Source organism: Paenibacillus sp. FSL R10-2771 (assembly GCF_038000205.1).
Classification (GTDB): Bacteria; Bacillota; Bacilli; order Paenibacillales; family Paenibacillaceae; genus Paenibacillus_AQ; species Paenibacillus_AQ phytohabitans.
Genome location: NZ_JBBOBM010000001.1, coordinates 2,947,545 through 2,963,620, shown reverse-complemented (window position 1 = coordinate 2,963,620; position 16,076 = coordinate 2,947,545). Strand labels below are relative to the sequence as shown.

Below are 16,076 nucleotides of genomic sequence, written 5' to 3'. Positions count from 1 at the left end.
TTTTGTCAGCATCCGCTTCTTATTAGCCTAGTTCATTCTCTTGGAAGCGGTAAGCTTGCGGTAGATGAATCTGCCGAAGTAACGGGCAGCCAGGTTGAAGATTAATACGGTCAGCACCAGCACTGCCGAAGCACCTGCTGCGATCTGCAGCGCATCCGGCGCCAGACCTTCGCTGTTGACCTTCCAGATATGAACCGCCAGTGTTTCTGCCGGACGGAACGGGTTAAGCGGTGAAGAAGGACTAAGCGGATTCCAGTTGCTGAAGTCCAGACGCGGACTGCTCATCCCCGCCGTGAACATCAATGCCGCCGCTTCACCGAAGACGCGTCCGGCGGACAGGATCGTTCCCGTAATGATCGTTGGTAGAGCTACCGGGAGCAGTACCGAAGTCACAATCTTCCACTTGGATAAACCAAGCGCGAAGCCTGCTTCCTTCTGCTGCTTAGGCACCGTGCGGAAAGCCTGCTCGGTGATACGAACCATCAGCGGAAGGTTGAAGAAGGTAAGCGCGAGTGCTCCCGAGATCAGGGAGAATCCGAGATTGAAGGTATTGACGATCAATAAAAGACCGAACAGACCGACGATGATGGACGGGAAGGAAGATAACACTTCCACAACCAGACGGATGAAGTTAGTCAGTCTGCCGGGACGGGCATATTCTGCCATGAATATCCCCGCTCCAAGTCCAAGCGGTATAGTAATAATAAGGGTCAGCACCAGCAGGAACAGGGAGTTGAAGAGCTGAGGTCCTACCCCGCCTCCTGCACGGATCTTCTGTGGTGCCGAAGTCAGAAAGTCCCAGCTGATATGACTCATCCCGCGGATGAGGATATATCCAAGCAGGCCAACCAGAATAGCTACGATAAGCAAAGCGAACGTTACAATAATAGCAGTGGCAATTTTGTCTGCTGTTCTCGGCTTCAAATTTTATTTCTCCTTTCGAGCATTCTAACAAGCAATACGAATACAAATGTCATCAGCATAAGCACGAGAGCCATGCTCCATAGCGCGTTGTTCTGCGGTGAACCCATCGTCGTGTTCCCCATACCCAGCGTAATAACACTGGTCAGAGTAGACGCGGATTCGAACAGCGAACGCGGCACAAAAGGAGCATTACCGATAACCATCTGTACAGCAAGTGCTTCACCGAATGCACGGGCCATCCCCAGTACCACCCCCGTCATAATAGCCGGGAAGGTCGTCGGGAGAATGACACGGGAGATCGTCTGCCAGCGAGTGGCACCGAGCGCAAATGAGGATTCTTTCAAGTTTTGCGGCAAAGAAGCAAGCGCGTCTGCAGCCACGCTGGTAATGGTCGGCAGGATCATCACCGACAGTACTAGCGCGCCTGCAGCAACCCCGATGCCCTGTCCGGGCAATGTATTCCGCAGAAAAGGCACAATGACACTTAAGCCAACGAATCCGTATACGACAGACGGAATACCTGACAACAGCTCAATAACCGGCTGCAGCAGTTTTTTGCCCCACCCAGGGACGATTTCAGTCATAAATAATGCGGCGCAGATGCTAAGCGGACTTGCGATAAGCGCGGCAAGCAGTGTTACCAGGAAGGAACCGGCTATAAACGGAAAAGCTCCATAAGAAGGCGTATCCGCTTCAGGCGACCATTTTGTGCCGAACAGGAAATCGGAAACCTTAACCTCACCGCTTACAAAGTTCGCAATTCCTTTAGAGGCTACAAAATAAACCATCGATACAATGATTACAATCAATAGCAGTACACAAAAGGACATATAAGCGCGTCCGATAAAATTCTCTATATGATGTTTTTCAAACCGCGTTTTCTTTGGTTTTACCCTCAAGATGCTCCCTCTTTCTAAAGTGAAAAGAGAGGCAGAAGAAATCCGCCTCTAATCACATGAAGTTCTAATGGATGATACCTGTGAATGAATCTGTAGTACTTACTTAGTTGTTACAGTTCCTGCTACATCGCGGGATACCTGCATCTGCGAAGCCGGGATGTAACCAAGCTCTACTACGTCACCTGTCTGTACTTCGTCAGTCATCATGAAGTCCAGGAATGCTTTTACTGTTTCATTCGGCTCACCGTTAGTGTACATGTGCTCGTAAGCCCATACCGGATATTTACCGGAAATTACGTTGTCTACAGAAGGTTCAACGCCGTCATAGCTCAAGGTTTTAACGGAATCGTCCAGGTAGGACAGAGCCAGGTAACCGATAGCTCCCGGTGTTTCGCCGATAATTTTCTTAACAGTACCGGAGGAATCCTCTTGAATAGATCCTGGAAGATCATCCGTTTTGGTGCCAAGCGCGAAGCTCTCGAAGGTTGCGCGTGTACCTGAGCTTGCAGGACGGTTGATGATCTGAATCGCCTGGTCAGCGCCGCCGACTTCGCTCCAGTTCTTGATTTTGCCAGTGAAGATGTCAACCAGCTGCTGCTTAGTCAGTGTATCTACGCCTGCATCCGGATTGCTTACTGCTGCGATAGCTACAACGGCTACCTGATGATCAACCAGCGCTGCCGCTTTTTCTGCATCAGCATCTTTCAATTTCTCTTCTGCGAATACGTCGGAGTTACCGATATCCACTTGCTTCTCAGCTACTTGTGTCAAGCCTGTTCCGCTTCCGCCGCCTTGAACCTGAATATCCACGCCTGCATTGGCATCCATAAATTTCTCTGCTGCCTGCTCTACGAGCGGCTGAAGTGCTGTGGAGCCCGAAGCCAGGATAGATCCGCTTAGTTCGGCGCCGCTGCTGTTTTGTGTATTTGTTGCAGCTGCATTGCCTCCGTTATTGGTTGCCGCATTATTTCCCCCGTTGCCACATGCCGAAAGTGCTACTACGCTTGTTAAAGCCAAAGCCATGATCCAAGATTTTCTGAATTGCATTGTTTTTTTTCCTCCTAAAGGTTTTGTGAGTGTCTGCTTCATTGGTCTGCTTCGTACAAAACTCACTTTGGAAGCATTGTCTGTGCTCATGTCAGCTTCTCTTCTGACTCTTCTTATTCTAGGGCTCGTTCGTTATGTAAAAGTACTGAGTTTGTAAAGCGGAAGATAAAAGTTATAATAGATTATGAATAACGCCATAGATATAATCTATATATAAGCAACAATCGCTAATTTATCGCCATCTAACCGGAGGAATCAGCATGAATTTTGTGAAATTACAAATTGTAGTCCTGATTGAAAAATATAAAAAGGTAACGGACGTAGCCGCCGAGATGGGACTTAAGCAGCCGACCGTTTCCTTCCATATGAAGAGTCTCGAGAGTGAGCTTGGCGCTTCACTGTTCCAGTTCCGGAGCGGCCGGGTGCTGCTGACCGATGCCGGACGCGCCCTGTATCAATATGCTGTGCGGATTGTATCGCTGACGGCAGAAGCAGAGCGGACAGTTAAGCAGTTTACCTCTCTGGCGTCGGGGAATCTGGAGCTTACAGCAAGCGACATCCCCGGTAATTATCTTGTGCCTAAACTGCTGTCCCAATTCACTGGCCTGCATGATGGAATTGATGTGTTCCTGTCCATACTGCCGGATGATGCTGTCAGGGAGCGTCTGCGGAGCCGGGAGATTCAGCTGGCTGTGCTGCACAGTGCGGACGGACAGGATGATTCCTTCCATACTCAAGTGATTGCCAGAGATGAAACGGTGCTGATTTTTGCGCCTGGACATCCTTTTGCCGGAGCGCAGGAAATTACGGTAGAAACGGCAGCAAGAGAACCCTGGGTGCAGCATGAAGCCGCCTCCTTCCTGCGCGGAATCTCCGACAAGTGGACGCAGCTCAATCATGTGAAAGTGTGGAACCATGCCGTACTCAGCTCGCCGGAGGCGGTCAAACGTATGATTAGCGGCGGCGGGATGGTCGGAGTATTCTCCAAATCAGGGATTGAGGCCGAGGTGGCGGCCGGAAGTCTGGCCTATGCCCCGCTGCCGGGACTTCATCCCGGGGATGGTGCATTTGTGCTGGCCTGGCGCAAAGACTACACCCTCTCCCCGCTACAGAAGGCTTTTGCCGGAATGGCAGGCAGTGACGGATTACAGGAGGAGGACCAGCGCGAAGATCTGATATCCAGTGAATAGCTGGACTTCCGGGCGGTGGATGTCATCGCAGGGATTTCCAGATTATCCGCATTCCTGAGCAGGAATCTGGTAACTTTATATAAAATCCTGCCCATAATGAAACAATTCCCTCATTATATTGACCCGAAACTAAAATTGTTGTAAAAAAGGCAGCATTTCATCTTTTCCAAGCGGCTGAGCAGGATTATTCTTGTATTTCATACAACAATCGATCTGAACACCTGGCTATCCATACATCAAAGTTGTAAAACGTACAACACTTCACTCACTAGTACCGTACTATGAAGTCACCATTCTGCCGTAACGAATCAAATGTAAAGAATTGAAATTTACATTTACATAACAAAAACGGTATCCCTTAGCGCACGAACGTAACCGTGCTTCAAGAGATACCGTTTGTTTGAAACATATGACTTCTTAGGTTTCACACTATAAATTACTGCTATTTCCCGCTGAAACGGCTTTGCTGTCTTTAAAAAAGGACGGCAAAGCCGTTTCCACTTCGTTTATTATCTTTTTCCCGCCACCAGAGTGAAGGTCTTGGGAATTCCCTTGTCATATACATCCGACGACAGGTTGGGCTCTTCCACCAGTTCCTGAATAACAAGCCCGCTGGCCGCAGCAGCCGTTACAATCTCGCCGAGTGTCCAGCGCCGCCAGTAGACTACATTAGGTCTGTCTGCCCCCGCTGCTTCTCCGGAAGAAGGCATATACTTGGAGTAGGACACCTGCTTCTCTTCCAGTGCCGTATCGAAATAATCACCGTTCACTTTATGCTTGCGCACCTTGGCAGTTGAACCCTTGGAGGAGATCAGCTTGGTCGTTACCGGGTGGAAATCGCGCAGTACGAACTTCCCGCCGGGTGCCAGCAGCCGGTATGCCGTAGTCATAAACGGAGCCAGGTCAGTGAAATAGTGGACAATTCCCATTTCCGCAAACACCAGGTCATACGAGCCGTCCAAGACGGCTTCAGGCAGTCCCAGCACATCTGAGACGATATAATCCAGCTTCACTCCGGCTTCCTGCGCCAGTTCAGCAGCATAACGCCCATTCGCCTCCGAGAAATCAGCAACCGTCACTTCTGCCCCCATCAGCCCCAGCGCTACCGCCTTCATGCCTTTCGAACCCATCAGGTTCATAATCTTGCGGCCTTGCACATCTCCCATATAGGCATTCAGCGGGAACAGCTTCCCAGCCGGATCTTTGACCAGCTTCTCTGCTGCCTCGGCTGGTGATCCGAACCGGCTAGTCCATGCCGCATAGGTATCCTCATTCCACAATTCTTCACTGGAAGGAGCAGCCCCGCCGTTTAGACCTGAAGGTTCGTTCTGATCTTGTTCATTCATTACGTTCGTTACCCCTTTATATATGTTCTGTGAAAAAAATGTCATCGCTCCACCGTTCTAACGCATTATGACGCATTAGGCAGAGCTTCCTGGAGCTTGAGCGCCTTCCTGCGTCCGGAATACAGATAGACCCCGAGGCCGGCCATGACCAGCACACCTCCTGCCCATTGTAAACCGCTCAACTGTTCCCCCAGCAGCAGGAAAGCAAGAATGCTAGCGCCGACAGGCTCTCCCAGAATATTCATCGATACTGTAGTCGCTGATGCATACTGCAGCAGCCAATTAAACAGAATATGGCCGAATACGGTTGGTACCACCGCCAGCAGGACAAAGATGCCCCATTCCCGGGCGGGATAAGCGAAGAAAGGTGTACTTGTTACCAGATTGTAAATAGCAAATACGATGGCCGCAGAGATGAATACAATCAGGCTGTACAAATAGGAAGGCATATGCGCCACCAGCTTCTGACCGATTAGTAAATGTGCGGCTACAGCTACCGTTCCGCCAACCGACAGCATGTCACCCTTCAGGTTCTCGGCGGACAATCCGATATCGCCCCAGCCGATAAAGACAACCCCAAAGATTGCAATAGCCATACCCAGCATAGCAGAGGCGCTGTTTCGCTCTTTATACAGTATGTACGCACCGAGCATAATGAATAACGGCTCCAGAGCCATGATCATTGTCGAGCTGGCCACTGACGTGTAATTCAGCGAGCCCATCCAGAGCAGAAAATGAAGGGCCAGCATTACACCGGAAGCGCCCAGCAGCAACCAGTCTTTCAGGCGCAGCGCCCAAGCTGCTCCGCTATAGCGGCGGGCGAACGGCAGCATCAGCAGTGAGGTGAACAGCAGCCGGTACATCCCCTGAACCGACACCGGAGCAGACGACCATTTAATGAAGATAGAAGAAAAGGATATGGCCACAATTCCGATCACCATCAGCAGCGGTACGGGAACGGGCGGTTTTTTGGGAATCATACGTAGTTGCCCCTTCGTGTTTTGTAAGACTCATTATGTTAATTTAACGCAAATTGCAGAAAAAAGCAGCATTTTTCATTAAAAGAGACATAGAATCCGTCTTTCAGCGGGTTCCATGCCTCATACGAGCTATACCAGTGCTAATAAGCATCTGTATCTATGGCTTAAGTACAACCTTGATACAGTCCTCTTCCTTCTCTTGAAACACCTTATAGCCATGCTCTGCTCTGCTGATCGGCAGCCGGTGGGTGATGATATCTGTAGGATCGAACTTATTCTCCTTAATCATCCTGTAGAGCGCCGGCATATAATGGATGACCGGAGCCTGTCCCATCTTCAGCGTAATATTGCGCTCAAACAGATGACCTAGCGGGAACATATTATAGTTCAGCCCATACACCCCTACAAGCTGAATCGTACCGAATTTGCGGACCACCTCTGAGGCGATACGGAACGCCCCTAGTGAGCCGCCCTGCAGCATTAATGTGGTCTCCACCTTTTCTACAACCGTCTTCTTGGCGTCGAGACCTACACAATCAATGACCACATCGGCCCCGCCGCGGGTGATCTCCTTCATGTGCTTCTCGAACTCTTTAATTTTCTCAAAATTAAAAATCTCCACATTATTCGTTTGCTTCGCATGCTGCAGCCGGTATGGGATATGGTCGACGGCAATGACCCGGGATGCGCCTTTCATCCAGGCGAATTTTTGTGTCAGCAGACCTACCGGCCCGCATCCGAGCACAATTACGGTATCTCCGGGCTTCACGCCGGCATTCTCAACCCCCCACCAGGCGGTAGGTACAATATCCGAGAGGAACAGCAGCTTCTCGTCTTCCATCTCAGCATCCTCCGGAACGACAAAGGGGCCGAAATTTCCGTACGGTACACGCAGCAGTTCGGCCTGCCCACCGGCGAATCCGCCGTAAGTATCCGAATAGCCCAGATAGCCGCCGGTATCCTTGGCTTCATTCGCGTGGTCACATTGGCTCTCCATCTCGTGCTGGCAGAAGAAGCATTGCCCGCAGGCTACATTAAAAGGGATAATGACACGGTCACCCTTCCTTACCTTGGTGACCTCCGGTCCCACATCTTCCACTATTCCCATAGGCTCATGCCCGATAATGTAATCATCATGCATGCCGGGGATTTCGCCATTATAGATATGCAGATCCGATCCGCAAATGGCGGTTGAGGTAATGCGGACAATGATATCATCCTTTTTCTCAAGCCGCGCATCAGCGACTTCCTTAACCTCGACTTTCTTCTTGCCCTGATAGGTTACTGCCTTCATGTTGAGAGTCACTCCTTCAGAAGTTGGGTATGGACATCGCAGCTGTAAATTCACGCTACACTATGTTATAACCCCAAATCCTCCGGCTTTATCCGTGCAGCAGCGGAGAATACATCATCAGTGCATGGTTCTCGGCGACAGCCTCATCACCCGCGAGCTCTCCTGTATGGGTAAGCACCCTGCGGCGGATAGCGTTACTTCGTACATATCCTCCCCACGGCTCCAGGCTGATCACATGGCCGTCTTCATAGACCTCATAATTGTAGAGCTGCCGGCTGTCACAACGCCACTCCCCGTGCAGATGGGTCTCATCCAGATGAAGCTTCAGCTGGTAGGTGTACTCCGTATCATTTCTAAGCTGCAAATCCAGATAGTTATAGGAACAGGTGGCCCCGCTGCCAAAAGGCTGTGTCCGCTGCTCATCGGGAAAAACATCATAGCTGTGCCGGTGCCGTTCAGTAACCGTGAGCGGTGTATGCAGCGCCATCCAGTAGATCAGATTCGACAATTGGCAGAGTCCGCCTCCCGTTCCGGACCGGAAGCCGCCATAATGCAGAACCATTCCATCCAGATATCCCTTCCTGCGGGTCGGCTTTCCGATACTCCGCCAATAGGAGAAAGTCTCGCCGGGACGGATGACGAGTCCGTCAAGCTTGGCAACAGCCAGGCGCAAATTCGTTATTTTATTATACTGCAGCTGCATATCGACATTACGCAGGCTCCGAAGCAGAGGTGTGGCATGGCTGGCCGCCTCATAAGGCAGAGCTTCCGGGCGAAGTTCCTTGGCGAGCCTGCCCCGTGCTGTGATCCATTTCCAATATCTTTTCCAGATAAAATAGCGCTTGCCGGCAAATAATCTCAGCCTGGAGCGGCGGATCGGCTTCATTGCGGTAATTACCGGATTCATCGGAAGGTTACTTCCTGTTCCGAGCGCAGCGCAGCAATTCCGGAGCCAAGCGCATCATTATGCTGCTTCACGATTTCTTCACCTGTGAGATGGTTATCATCGAAGGTACTATGTGCATCTTTGACCAGGACGCTGGAATACCCAAGGCTATGTGCGCGTCTGCTGGTGGCATTTACACAGTAATCCGTCTGCATCCCGCAGATAATCAGCTCCGTCACTCCAAGCCGTTCAAGCTCTTCCTGAAGCCCGGTGAGATGGAAGGAGTCCGGAGTTGTCTTCTCGATTATCGTCTCCCCTGCCTGCGGTGCAATGCGGCTGCTGATCTCCCAGGTAGGGATCCCCTTCACAAATTCCCCCTCTTCTTCAGTATGCTGGATGTAAATCACCGGAACCCCGGCTAAGCGGGCCTTGTCCAGCAGCGAGCTGATCCGTTCCAGAACCCCTTCTTCGTCAAACAGCTTCATATCAGGATAAGCAAACATCGCCTCTTGAACATCAATAATCAGTAATGCGGTTGACATCATCAATTCCTCCCCGGACTGTTATTCTCCTGCTGCAGACTTTCTTCTGCATACCAGCTGGACCGGATTGCCGTCCGGATCATTTATCCATGCGGATCGCAGATCATTTAGGAAATCATGTGCTGCCGAAAGAAGTGTACCGCCGTTCTCCAGCAGGTATTGAAGCGCCAGATCCGTATCCTCTGTCCAGAGGGCCAGCTCGCTGCCAGTGTTGGTTCCAGGCGTCAGCCCATGTACCTTATTCGCTGAAGTCCTGCTGGCCAGCCCCAGCTTGAAGCCATCCAGCACAAGTTCATGATGCACGGCTTCACCCTCGATTTCCGCAGTGAAAGTCAACTTAAACCCTAGCTTTTCATAGAAAGTTCTTGAACGGGCTAAATCTGTGACATACAGATTAATCTGCGGGCTTTTGAATTCCATTTCATTCCCTCCTCCAGATGCTGTAACCATGGCGTTTAAGCACTAATACTCCCTAATATTATAACTGATAATTCACTCTGGTAGCTTATCCGAGATCACCAGGATAAAGGTAGTCAGCGGTCCCAGCAGCAATGACAGCAGAAACCAGTTTAATCCGCTCCGGTTTTTCCCCTGGGCAATTCCCGCATTAATCAGTGCCAGCGTTCCCCAGCCTGCGTAGTATCCGTTCTCCATTTCAATTCCCCCTCATACTTGATCATCCATCAAGAATATTACGCCTAGAATGGGTGATGCACCTCCGCTTGTTACATTAATCCTAATAATTACATTAAAAGGTATTGGGTACCGGCACCCCGAAGGAAGAGCAGGCGGACCGGGGGACTATAACACAAAGACCGGACCTCCGCATCGCAGAGGTTCGGTCTTCATTCAATATATAATGCGCAAGCCTTACTTGCCCCGCTTATTATGCCAGATTAGTGCGTGAAGCTGCGGCAGCACCCGCGCCTTGTTCATCTGCAGGTCGGCAATCACCAGATTAAACAGCCATTCCAGCCGGCCCAGCAGGCGGCCTGAAATGTCGCCTTCCTCGGTGACATTTTCGTTCCCCGGCTGAAGAAACAGCGGGACCTCCGGGTACCTGAAATGTACCTTCCGGGCATATTCATAATCCTCCTGGCTAAAAACAACCACCTTCAGGCTATGGGCAGCCTTGCCGCTGCTGTCGACTCTAAGCATAATCTCATCCAGCTTATCCCAGTCGGTCTTCATCCCGGAGCTTGGCGGCTTGGGGCTGATCGTCAGCACATCGACATCACTGAACCAATCCTGCCAGCGGCTGCCCTGTGTCTCGATGGCCGCCTGGATACCGCGTTCGTGGAGCAGGGTGATGAACTCACCCATGGCTTCCCCGATAAGCGCCGGATTGCCTCCGGAGATGGTTACGCAATTGAAATTATCTCCTGCCAGCTCAAGCAGCCCGGCGAGAATCTCCTGCGGTTCCATCAGGGTTACTTTATCTTTCGCCGATCCGTCCCAGGTGAAGGCGGAATCACACCAGCCGCAGCGGTAATCGCAGCCGTAGGTGCGGACGAACATCGTTTTGACACCGATGACCGCCCCTTCCCCCTGAATCGTCGGGCCGAACATTTCGATAACGGGTATTTTACTCATGGTCGCAGCCTCCGTACAGACGGTAAGACGGCCCCGCTTCCGGAATGTCTGCCGCCAGCACCTCCGCCCAGGAGGTCGGAGTCTCCCACAGCTTGACCGAATAGACCGGTAAGGAAGCCCGCTTCAGCTCATAAGCGATGTATGCTGACATGTTCTCCGCCGTCGTACGGAACGACAGCAGTGCTACCTTGGAGCCAGTAGCCGTAAGTGTCTCCAGTACAGGCTCATTGCCCATGGCCAGGAAAGCATGATCCAGCTGGTCGACTACAAGCTGCTTCACCGTCGCTTTGATATCGCTGAAATCGATGACAAACCCCTCATCCGACTGGCCGTGCTCCACGGACGGAACGCCCTTCAGTACAACCTCAAGCTTATACGTATGCCCGTGCAGATTACTGCATTTCCCCTTGTGCCCTATCAGCTGATGGGCGGCGTCAAAGGTAAAGATTTTGCAGACAGATACTTCGCCCAGCATTATAGTCCAGCCTCCTGGCGCTCCGCCTCATACTGCTCAAGGCCGCGCTGGCGCAGCAGACATGCCGGACAGGTGCCGCAGCCGCTGCCGATAATCCCGTTGTAGCAGGTAAGAGTCTGCTCACTGATATAGTCGAAATAGCCAAGCTCGTCGGCCATTTTCCAGGTTTCTTTTTTGTCCAGCCACATCAGGGGGGTATGAATCACGAACTCATAATCCATCGACAGATTAAGTGTAACATTCAGTGATTTCACGAACACATCCCGGCAGTCCGGATATCCGCTGAAGTCCGTCTGGCAGACACCGGTGATGATATTGCTATAGCCCAGCTGCTTGGCCAGAATCGCTGCAAAGGACAGGAACAGCAGGTTCCGTCCGTCTACAAATGTACTCGGCAGCTCCTCGCCCTCCCCGGCAGCGATTTCGATATCGTCCCGGGTTAGCGCGTTCGGGGCCAGCTGATTCAGCAGTCCCAGATCGAGAATATGCTGCTTCACCCCAAACTTCGCGGCAATCTCCTTGGCGACTTCGATCTCTGCCGCATGGCGCTGATTATAATTAAAAGTAACCACCTGAACCTCCTGGAACTGCTGCAAAGCCCATACCAGACAGGTGGTGCTGTCTTGGCCGCCGCTGAAGACGACCAGTGCTTTTTTATTCATCGTAAGTTCTCTCCTCCTTATTGTTCTGTGTGCTGCGGATCTCCCGGATTAACGGTTATCCACTTTCTCGGGATACAGGTCGTGGTTCATCAGCCGGTGCTCGGCCATGCCCTCATATTTCTTTCCCGGACGCCCCCAGTTGCAGTAAGGATCGATGGAAATGCCGCCGCGCGGCGTGAACTTGCCCCAGACCTCAATGTAGCGGGGCTCCATCAGCGAGATCAGATCATTCATAATAATGTTGACACAGTCTTCATGGAAATCCCCGTGATTGCGGAAGCTGAACAGATAGAGCTTCAGGGATTTGGATTCAACCATTTTGATATCAGGAATATACGAGATGTACATCACACCGAAATCCGGCTGTCCGGTAACCGGACACAGGCTGGTGAACTCCGGGCAGTTGAATTTGACAAAATAATCACGGCCGGGATGCTTGTTATCGAACGCCTCCAGAATTTCCGGAGCATAGCCGAAATTATACTTCGTACCTTGATTACCCAGCAGGGTAACCTCCTGCATTTCCTCTTTCAGTCTGCCTTCTGACATGACAAAAAACCCCTCTCTTTTCCCTAGGCTCACGGCCTGAACTGGAAAGAAGAACGAGATTTCGAAAACCTGGCTCTACTAAGATGAGACACGCGCGGCATAACAAGAAATAAGTACAGGCAAATGCCCGTACTCCTTAAGCCCCCGGATATCCGGAAAGCTGCTCATGCCTGTAGCGGTCTTAGTTTTTTATAGAGGGAGTTTGCGAACCTCTCCTGCGCTTGCGCGCGCAGATTCCTTCTTTGTGCTTATGACTATACATATGGTGCGTCTTGAACTATACCATGATTGCCGGAGGCTTGACAACCCTCACAGCTGATCCAGGATCAGCGAGCACAGCAGCCCCATGGCGGCGATAAATCCCGTTAGCGGTCCACCGTCCTCATAGGCTTCCGGCATCATGCTAGAGGAGACCATCGCGATAATCCCGCCCCCGGCAAAAGAAGCAATCATCGCCTCCGTATACCCGCTTGCATGGTCCATAAATGTATAGCCAGCGCCTGAAGCCAGGGTGGAGATTACCAGTACGCCGAGCCAGAGCAGCATAATTTTTCTTTTGCCGTAGCCGTCCTGCTTCAGCCCTGCCGTGCTCGACAGCCCTTCCGGAATATTGCTGATAAAAATAGCAATAACCAGCAGCAGACTTACACCTTGGCCGGCAATCAGACTGGCCCCGATCATGATCGACTCAGGAATAGCATCCAGTACCGTTCCGGCAAAAATAGCCATGCCGCTCCCGCCTTTAGCTTCCGTCTTCCCTGATGCTCTGGCTGAGCGTTTGCGGCCGGCTCCGCCTTTCCGCGAGATATACCAGTCAAACAGCGTGAACACCAACGCTCCTGCGGTAAAACCGATGATCGTCGGGGTCAGCCCGCCGTCACTCGCGGAATCCTCCAGCAGTTCATAAGCAGCTGCTCCAATAAGTACGCCTGTCCCGAAAGCCATAATGAAGCCGATCAGCTTGGTGGGAATGGACAGGAACAGAGCGAGCAGCGCCCCGAGTAACACAGCTGAGCCGGAAATGGCGCCCCACATCAATGCACCCCACATTATGCTCACCTTCCCCGTTTATGTATTGTTAATAGAAGTGCATAGATGTAGTTTACACCCTAATGGGGAACTGCAAACAATGCATCTTCCGGCGGGCACCTATTCGAGATCTATTCTTTTACGCTTATATATTATTCATTATGTTAATTATTAATATCATTAATAAATACGATGGATTCATTTGCCCGGAAAAGGGTAACTTAGAATTATCAATCTCTTACTAACCAAAGGATGGGATCCTATATGGAACAAAACGTACAGAAACTTATCGATTGGCTGGAGGCGCAGGAGCATGCAACCCTGGTGATCAAGAAGCAGGAGCTGGATGATCTGGATACAGTTCACTTTAATCTGGACACCGTAGACTACCGCAATGCCGAGGATGTTCTTGATGAATACCTGGGCAGTGCACTGATTCTGCGGGGAACGGGAAATACACTCAATGCAGACGGTGAGCTTGTGCCGCTTCCGCAGCCTAATTATGAGATCGCGGTCAGCGGGCTGAAGCTGAATACAGTAGCTGAGGATAATGTCGAGCTGGAGACGGACAGAGCGAAATATTCCTTAGCCTTAAGCTGAATGATCTAAGTATTACAGGAAAGTTGTGCGCGTCATGTTTATTTCCCCTCTACTTGAGACACATACAGGCCATGGGTGAAACACACCCATGGCCTTACACACGTCTATTGATTCAGATACAAGAATTTATTAGCTGATTTATGCTTCTTCCCCGAGAATCTCAACTTCCGTCTCCAGCTCGACATCGAATTTTTCCTTCACCGTTGAACGCACATGCTGAATCAGTCCGATGTAGTCACTGGCTGTCGCATTATCCGCATTGACGATGAATCCGGCATGCTTGCGAGATACCTCCGCTCCGCCGATGCGTGTTCCCTGCAGGCCGCTCTCCTGAATCAGCTGGCCGGCATAGCGGCCCGGCGGCCGCTTGAACACACTGCCGCAGGAAGGATATTCCAGCGGCTGTTTGGATTCGCGGAGATAGGTCAGCTCATCCATGGAGGTCTTGATCGCAGCAGGATCACCCGGCTGAAGCGCAAATCTGGCCTCCAGCACAATATACTCTCCGCTGGCAAAGATACTTTTGCGGTATCCCCACTGAAGCTGGTCGCCCTGCATAGTAATAAGCTGTCCGTCCTTGTCGATCACAAGTGCACTTTGCAGCACGTCCTTAACCTCACCGCCGTAAGCTCCGGCATTCATATACAGCGCCCCGCCTACCGTGCCGGGGATGCCGCAGGCGAACTCCAGCCCCGTCAGCTCCAGCTCCAGCGCATATCTTGAAGCATCGATAATCTTCGCCCCGCACTGCGCGTAGAGCAGTCCGTCCCGGATGCCCATTTCCGTCATGTCGGAGGTCTGAAGCACAATACCGCGGATACCCCCGTCCCGGATAATGACATTCGAGCCGTTTCCGAGTACAGTAAGCGGAATATGATGATCATGCGCATATGTAGATATTCTCTGAATTTCATCGTAGGTTGCCGGAGCAGCCCAAATATCCGCTTCCCCGCCCATCCGGGTATACACCAGATGCTTAAGACTCTCGTGGCGCTTCAGCGAGCCTGCTGTGACCAGCTGCTGCAGGTCCTTATATATGTTGTCGATATTCATACATCATGCCCCTAACTCTATGAAAATGATGACCGTGATCATCTGCCTGCCTCAACTGCATCGCGGCAACCACAACTTTAACAACGAACAGGCTCCCTTGTCAATGACAGGAGCCTGTTTGGAAGCTGCATACAGCATTATTATGTTTCATCATTCCCGTTTATAACCTAACTTCCGGCCGCAGCACGCTCTGAACGGAATTCTTCCCTTCTCGCTGCACGTTCCTCTTCTTTCATCCGGGGGCAGGTATAACATAGACGGCCGCCTTCTGTCCGGTAGTACATACAGCAGCGGTTGCGCATCTGTACAGTTTGCTCCGGGTCAACGAGCGATTCAATTCTCCGTACCTTCACATGAAACGGATTCCGGGGCATCTGGAATACTTCAGCAGGCAGTTCATCTTTCAGATAGCTGTAATCTGCTTCAATCCGCTTAAGCACTGCAGGATCGGTAATTCCGGCTGCAAAGGACTCCACATAATAATTGAATTTGGACGGCATCTGTCCCCATATCTCACCAGGTGATAAACCGCTCACCTGTGAAATACAGCGTACCAGCGGCCCGGCAGTCTCTTGATAAAAGCGGGCAAACACATCATTTCGCCACGCGTCCCTGCTCTGCTGTTCCTCAGGAGCCTGCTCAGTCTTCCACGCGTGAAGGGAGAAGGCAATCCGGCAATATCCGTCTGCCGGAATGAGATGAATCCCCAGATTCGCTAGGCTGAGCTCAGGAACGAAGGAGAATCCTGTGACTGAATACTGAACCGCAAGCGCCAGATTGGACAGATAGCCGCCGAAATATGCAGCAACCGCTTTATCGTCCAGTGCTTTCATTAACGGCCCGTAAGTGTCTACAAATGCCCTCATACCCTGCTCATGCACCAGTTCAGCTGCAGCGAAGGAGTGCAGAGCTCCCTCCGGTACCGCAGGATGCAGGTCAAACTTAGTGGTGAATTCCTTAATCAATTGTTCATTCATTGCACTGCCCCTCTCCGCTCCACTAGCCTG

General features: G+C 51.3%; 19 protein-coding genes and 1 riboswitch. Of the genes, 2 read left to right on the top strand and 17 right to left on the bottom strand.

Annotation, left to right across the window (positions count from 1 at the left end; genetic code table 11):
- Positions 1-27: 27 nt before the first annotated feature.
- The 3 genes from pstA to NSU14_RS12930 all read right to left on the bottom strand — a co-directional run bounded on the left by pstA (position 28) and on the right by NSU14_RS12930 (position 2,870).
- Complete coding sequence (gene pstA / locus NSU14_RS12940) at positions 28-924, bottom strand: phosphate ABC transporter permease PstA (RefSeq protein ID WP_042137714.1); 897 nt, start codon at positions 922-924, stop codon at positions 28-30.
- A complete protein-coding gene (gene pstC, locus NSU14_RS12935) occupies positions 921-1,823 on the bottom strand; it encodes a phosphate ABC transporter permease subunit PstC (protein WP_039298909.1) in 903 nt (300 codons plus the stop codon). Before pstC ends, pstA begins: the two co-directional genes overlap by 4 nt.
- Before the next feature lie 99 nt (positions 1,824-1,922).
- Positions 1,923-2,870, bottom strand: coding sequence for a phosphate ABC transporter substrate-binding protein PstS family protein (locus NSU14_RS12930; protein ID WP_042137717.1), 948 nt, complete (start codon positions 2,868-2,870; stop codon positions 1,923-1,925).
- Positions 2,871-3,130: 260 nt separating this feature from the next.
- On the opposite strand from NSU14_RS12930, the gene NSU14_RS12925 reads away from it, so the two are divergent.
- A complete protein-coding gene (locus NSU14_RS12925) occupies positions 3,131-4,060 on the top strand; it encodes a LysR family transcriptional regulator (protein WP_052421901.1) in 930 nt (309 codons plus the stop codon).
- Positions 4,061-4,569: 509 nt separating this feature from the next.
- On the opposite strand, the gene NSU14_RS12920 is transcribed toward NSU14_RS12925, so the two are convergent.
- The 12 genes from NSU14_RS12920 to NSU14_RS12865 all read right to left on the bottom strand — a co-directional run bounded on the left by NSU14_RS12920 (position 4,570) and on the right by NSU14_RS12865 (position 13,437).
- A complete protein-coding gene (locus NSU14_RS12920) occupies positions 4,570-5,406 on the bottom strand; it encodes a class I SAM-dependent methyltransferase (protein ID WP_340945202.1) in 837 nt (278 codons plus the stop codon).
- A 65-nt stretch (positions 5,407-5,471) separates the two neighbouring features.
- Entirely contained in the window at positions 5,472-6,386 is a 915-nt protein-coding gene (locus NSU14_RS12915) for a DMT family transporter (RefSeq protein ID WP_340945199.1), read from the bottom strand.
- Positions 6,387-6,543: 157 nt separating this feature from the next.
- Positions 6,544-7,680 (bottom strand): zinc-dependent alcohol dehydrogenase, encoded by a 1,137-nt coding sequence (locus tag NSU14_RS12910; protein WP_340945197.1) that lies wholly within the window; start codon positions 7,678-7,680, stop codon positions 6,544-6,546.
- An 88-nt stretch (positions 7,681-7,768) separates the two neighbouring features.
- Positions 7,769-8,587, bottom strand: a complete 819-nt coding sequence (locus NSU14_RS12905) for a VanW family protein (RefSeq protein ID WP_042137725.1) — start codon at positions 8,585-8,587, stop codon at positions 7,769-7,771.
- Positions 8,584-9,111, bottom strand: a complete 528-nt coding sequence (locus tag NSU14_RS12900) for a cysteine hydrolase family protein (RefSeq protein WP_340945194.1) — start codon at positions 9,109-9,111, stop codon at positions 8,584-8,586. Before NSU14_RS12900 ends, NSU14_RS12905 begins: the two co-directional genes overlap by 4 nt.
- An 18-nt stretch (positions 9,112-9,129) precedes the next feature.
- A complete protein-coding gene (locus tag NSU14_RS12895; RefSeq protein ID WP_052421903.1) occupies positions 9,130-9,528 on the bottom strand; it encodes a VOC family protein in 399 nt (132 codons plus the stop codon).
- A 72-nt stretch (positions 9,529-9,600) separates the two neighbouring features.
- Positions 9,601-9,762 carry a hypothetical protein gene (locus NSU14_RS12890; protein WP_340945189.1) on the bottom strand — a complete coding sequence of 54 codons (162 nt, stop codon included), beginning with the start codon at positions 9,760-9,762 and terminating at the stop codon, positions 9,601-9,603.
- A gap of 216 nt (positions 9,763-9,978) precedes the next feature.
- Complete coding sequence (queE, locus tag NSU14_RS12885) at positions 9,979-10,701, bottom strand: 7-carboxy-7-deazaguanine synthase QueE (protein ID WP_340945187.1); 723 nt, start codon at positions 10,699-10,701, stop codon at positions 9,979-9,981.
- On the bottom strand, positions 10,694-11,176 hold the full coding sequence (gene queD, locus NSU14_RS12880; protein WP_039298931.1) for a 6-carboxytetrahydropterin synthase QueD: 483 nt from the start codon (positions 11,174-11,176) through the stop codon (positions 10,694-10,696). Before queD ends, queE begins: the two co-directional genes overlap by 8 nt.
- Positions 11,176-11,838 carry a 7-cyano-7-deazaguanine synthase QueC gene (gene queC, locus NSU14_RS12875; RefSeq protein WP_340945183.1) on the bottom strand — a complete coding sequence of 221 codons (663 nt, stop codon included), beginning with the start codon at positions 11,836-11,838 and terminating at the stop codon, positions 11,176-11,178. The genes queD and queC overlap by 1 nt, the downstream gene beginning before the upstream one ends.
- A gap of 48 nt (positions 11,839-11,886) precedes the next feature.
- A complete protein-coding gene (gene queF / locus NSU14_RS12870) occupies positions 11,887-12,387 on the bottom strand; it encodes a preQ(1) synthase (protein WP_340945182.1) in 501 nt (166 codons plus the stop codon).
- A gap of 175 nt (positions 12,388-12,562) precedes the next feature.
- Positions 12,563-12,606: riboswitch (PreQ1 riboswitch) on the bottom strand.
- Between the two features lie 90 nt (positions 12,607-12,696).
- The gene (locus NSU14_RS12865) at positions 12,697-13,437 is read right to left on the bottom strand and encodes a ZIP family metal transporter (protein ID WP_042137733.1); all 741 of its coding nucleotides are present in this window, start codon (positions 13,435-13,437) and stop codon (positions 12,697-12,699) included.
- A 243-nt stretch (positions 13,438-13,680) separates the two neighbouring features.
- Between NSU14_RS12865 and NSU14_RS12860 the strand changes: the two genes are divergently transcribed.
- A complete protein-coding gene (locus NSU14_RS12860) occupies positions 13,681-14,016 on the top strand; it encodes a hypothetical protein (protein WP_039298941.1) in 336 nt (111 codons plus the stop codon).
- A 138-nt stretch (positions 14,017-14,154) separates the two neighbouring features.
- Here NSU14_RS12860 and murB read toward each other — a convergent pair whose 3' ends face one another.
- Positions 14,155-15,069, bottom strand: a complete 915-nt coding sequence (gene murB / locus NSU14_RS12855; RefSeq protein ID WP_336101458.1) for a UDP-N-acetylmuramate dehydrogenase — start codon at positions 15,067-15,069, stop codon at positions 14,155-14,157.
- Between the two features lie 167 nt (positions 15,070-15,236).
- Positions 15,237-16,046, bottom strand: a complete 810-nt coding sequence (locus NSU14_RS12850) for a (2Fe-2S)-binding protein (protein WP_340945177.1) — start codon at positions 16,044-16,046, stop codon at positions 15,237-15,239.
- Positions 16,047-16,076 lie beyond the last annotated feature (30 nt).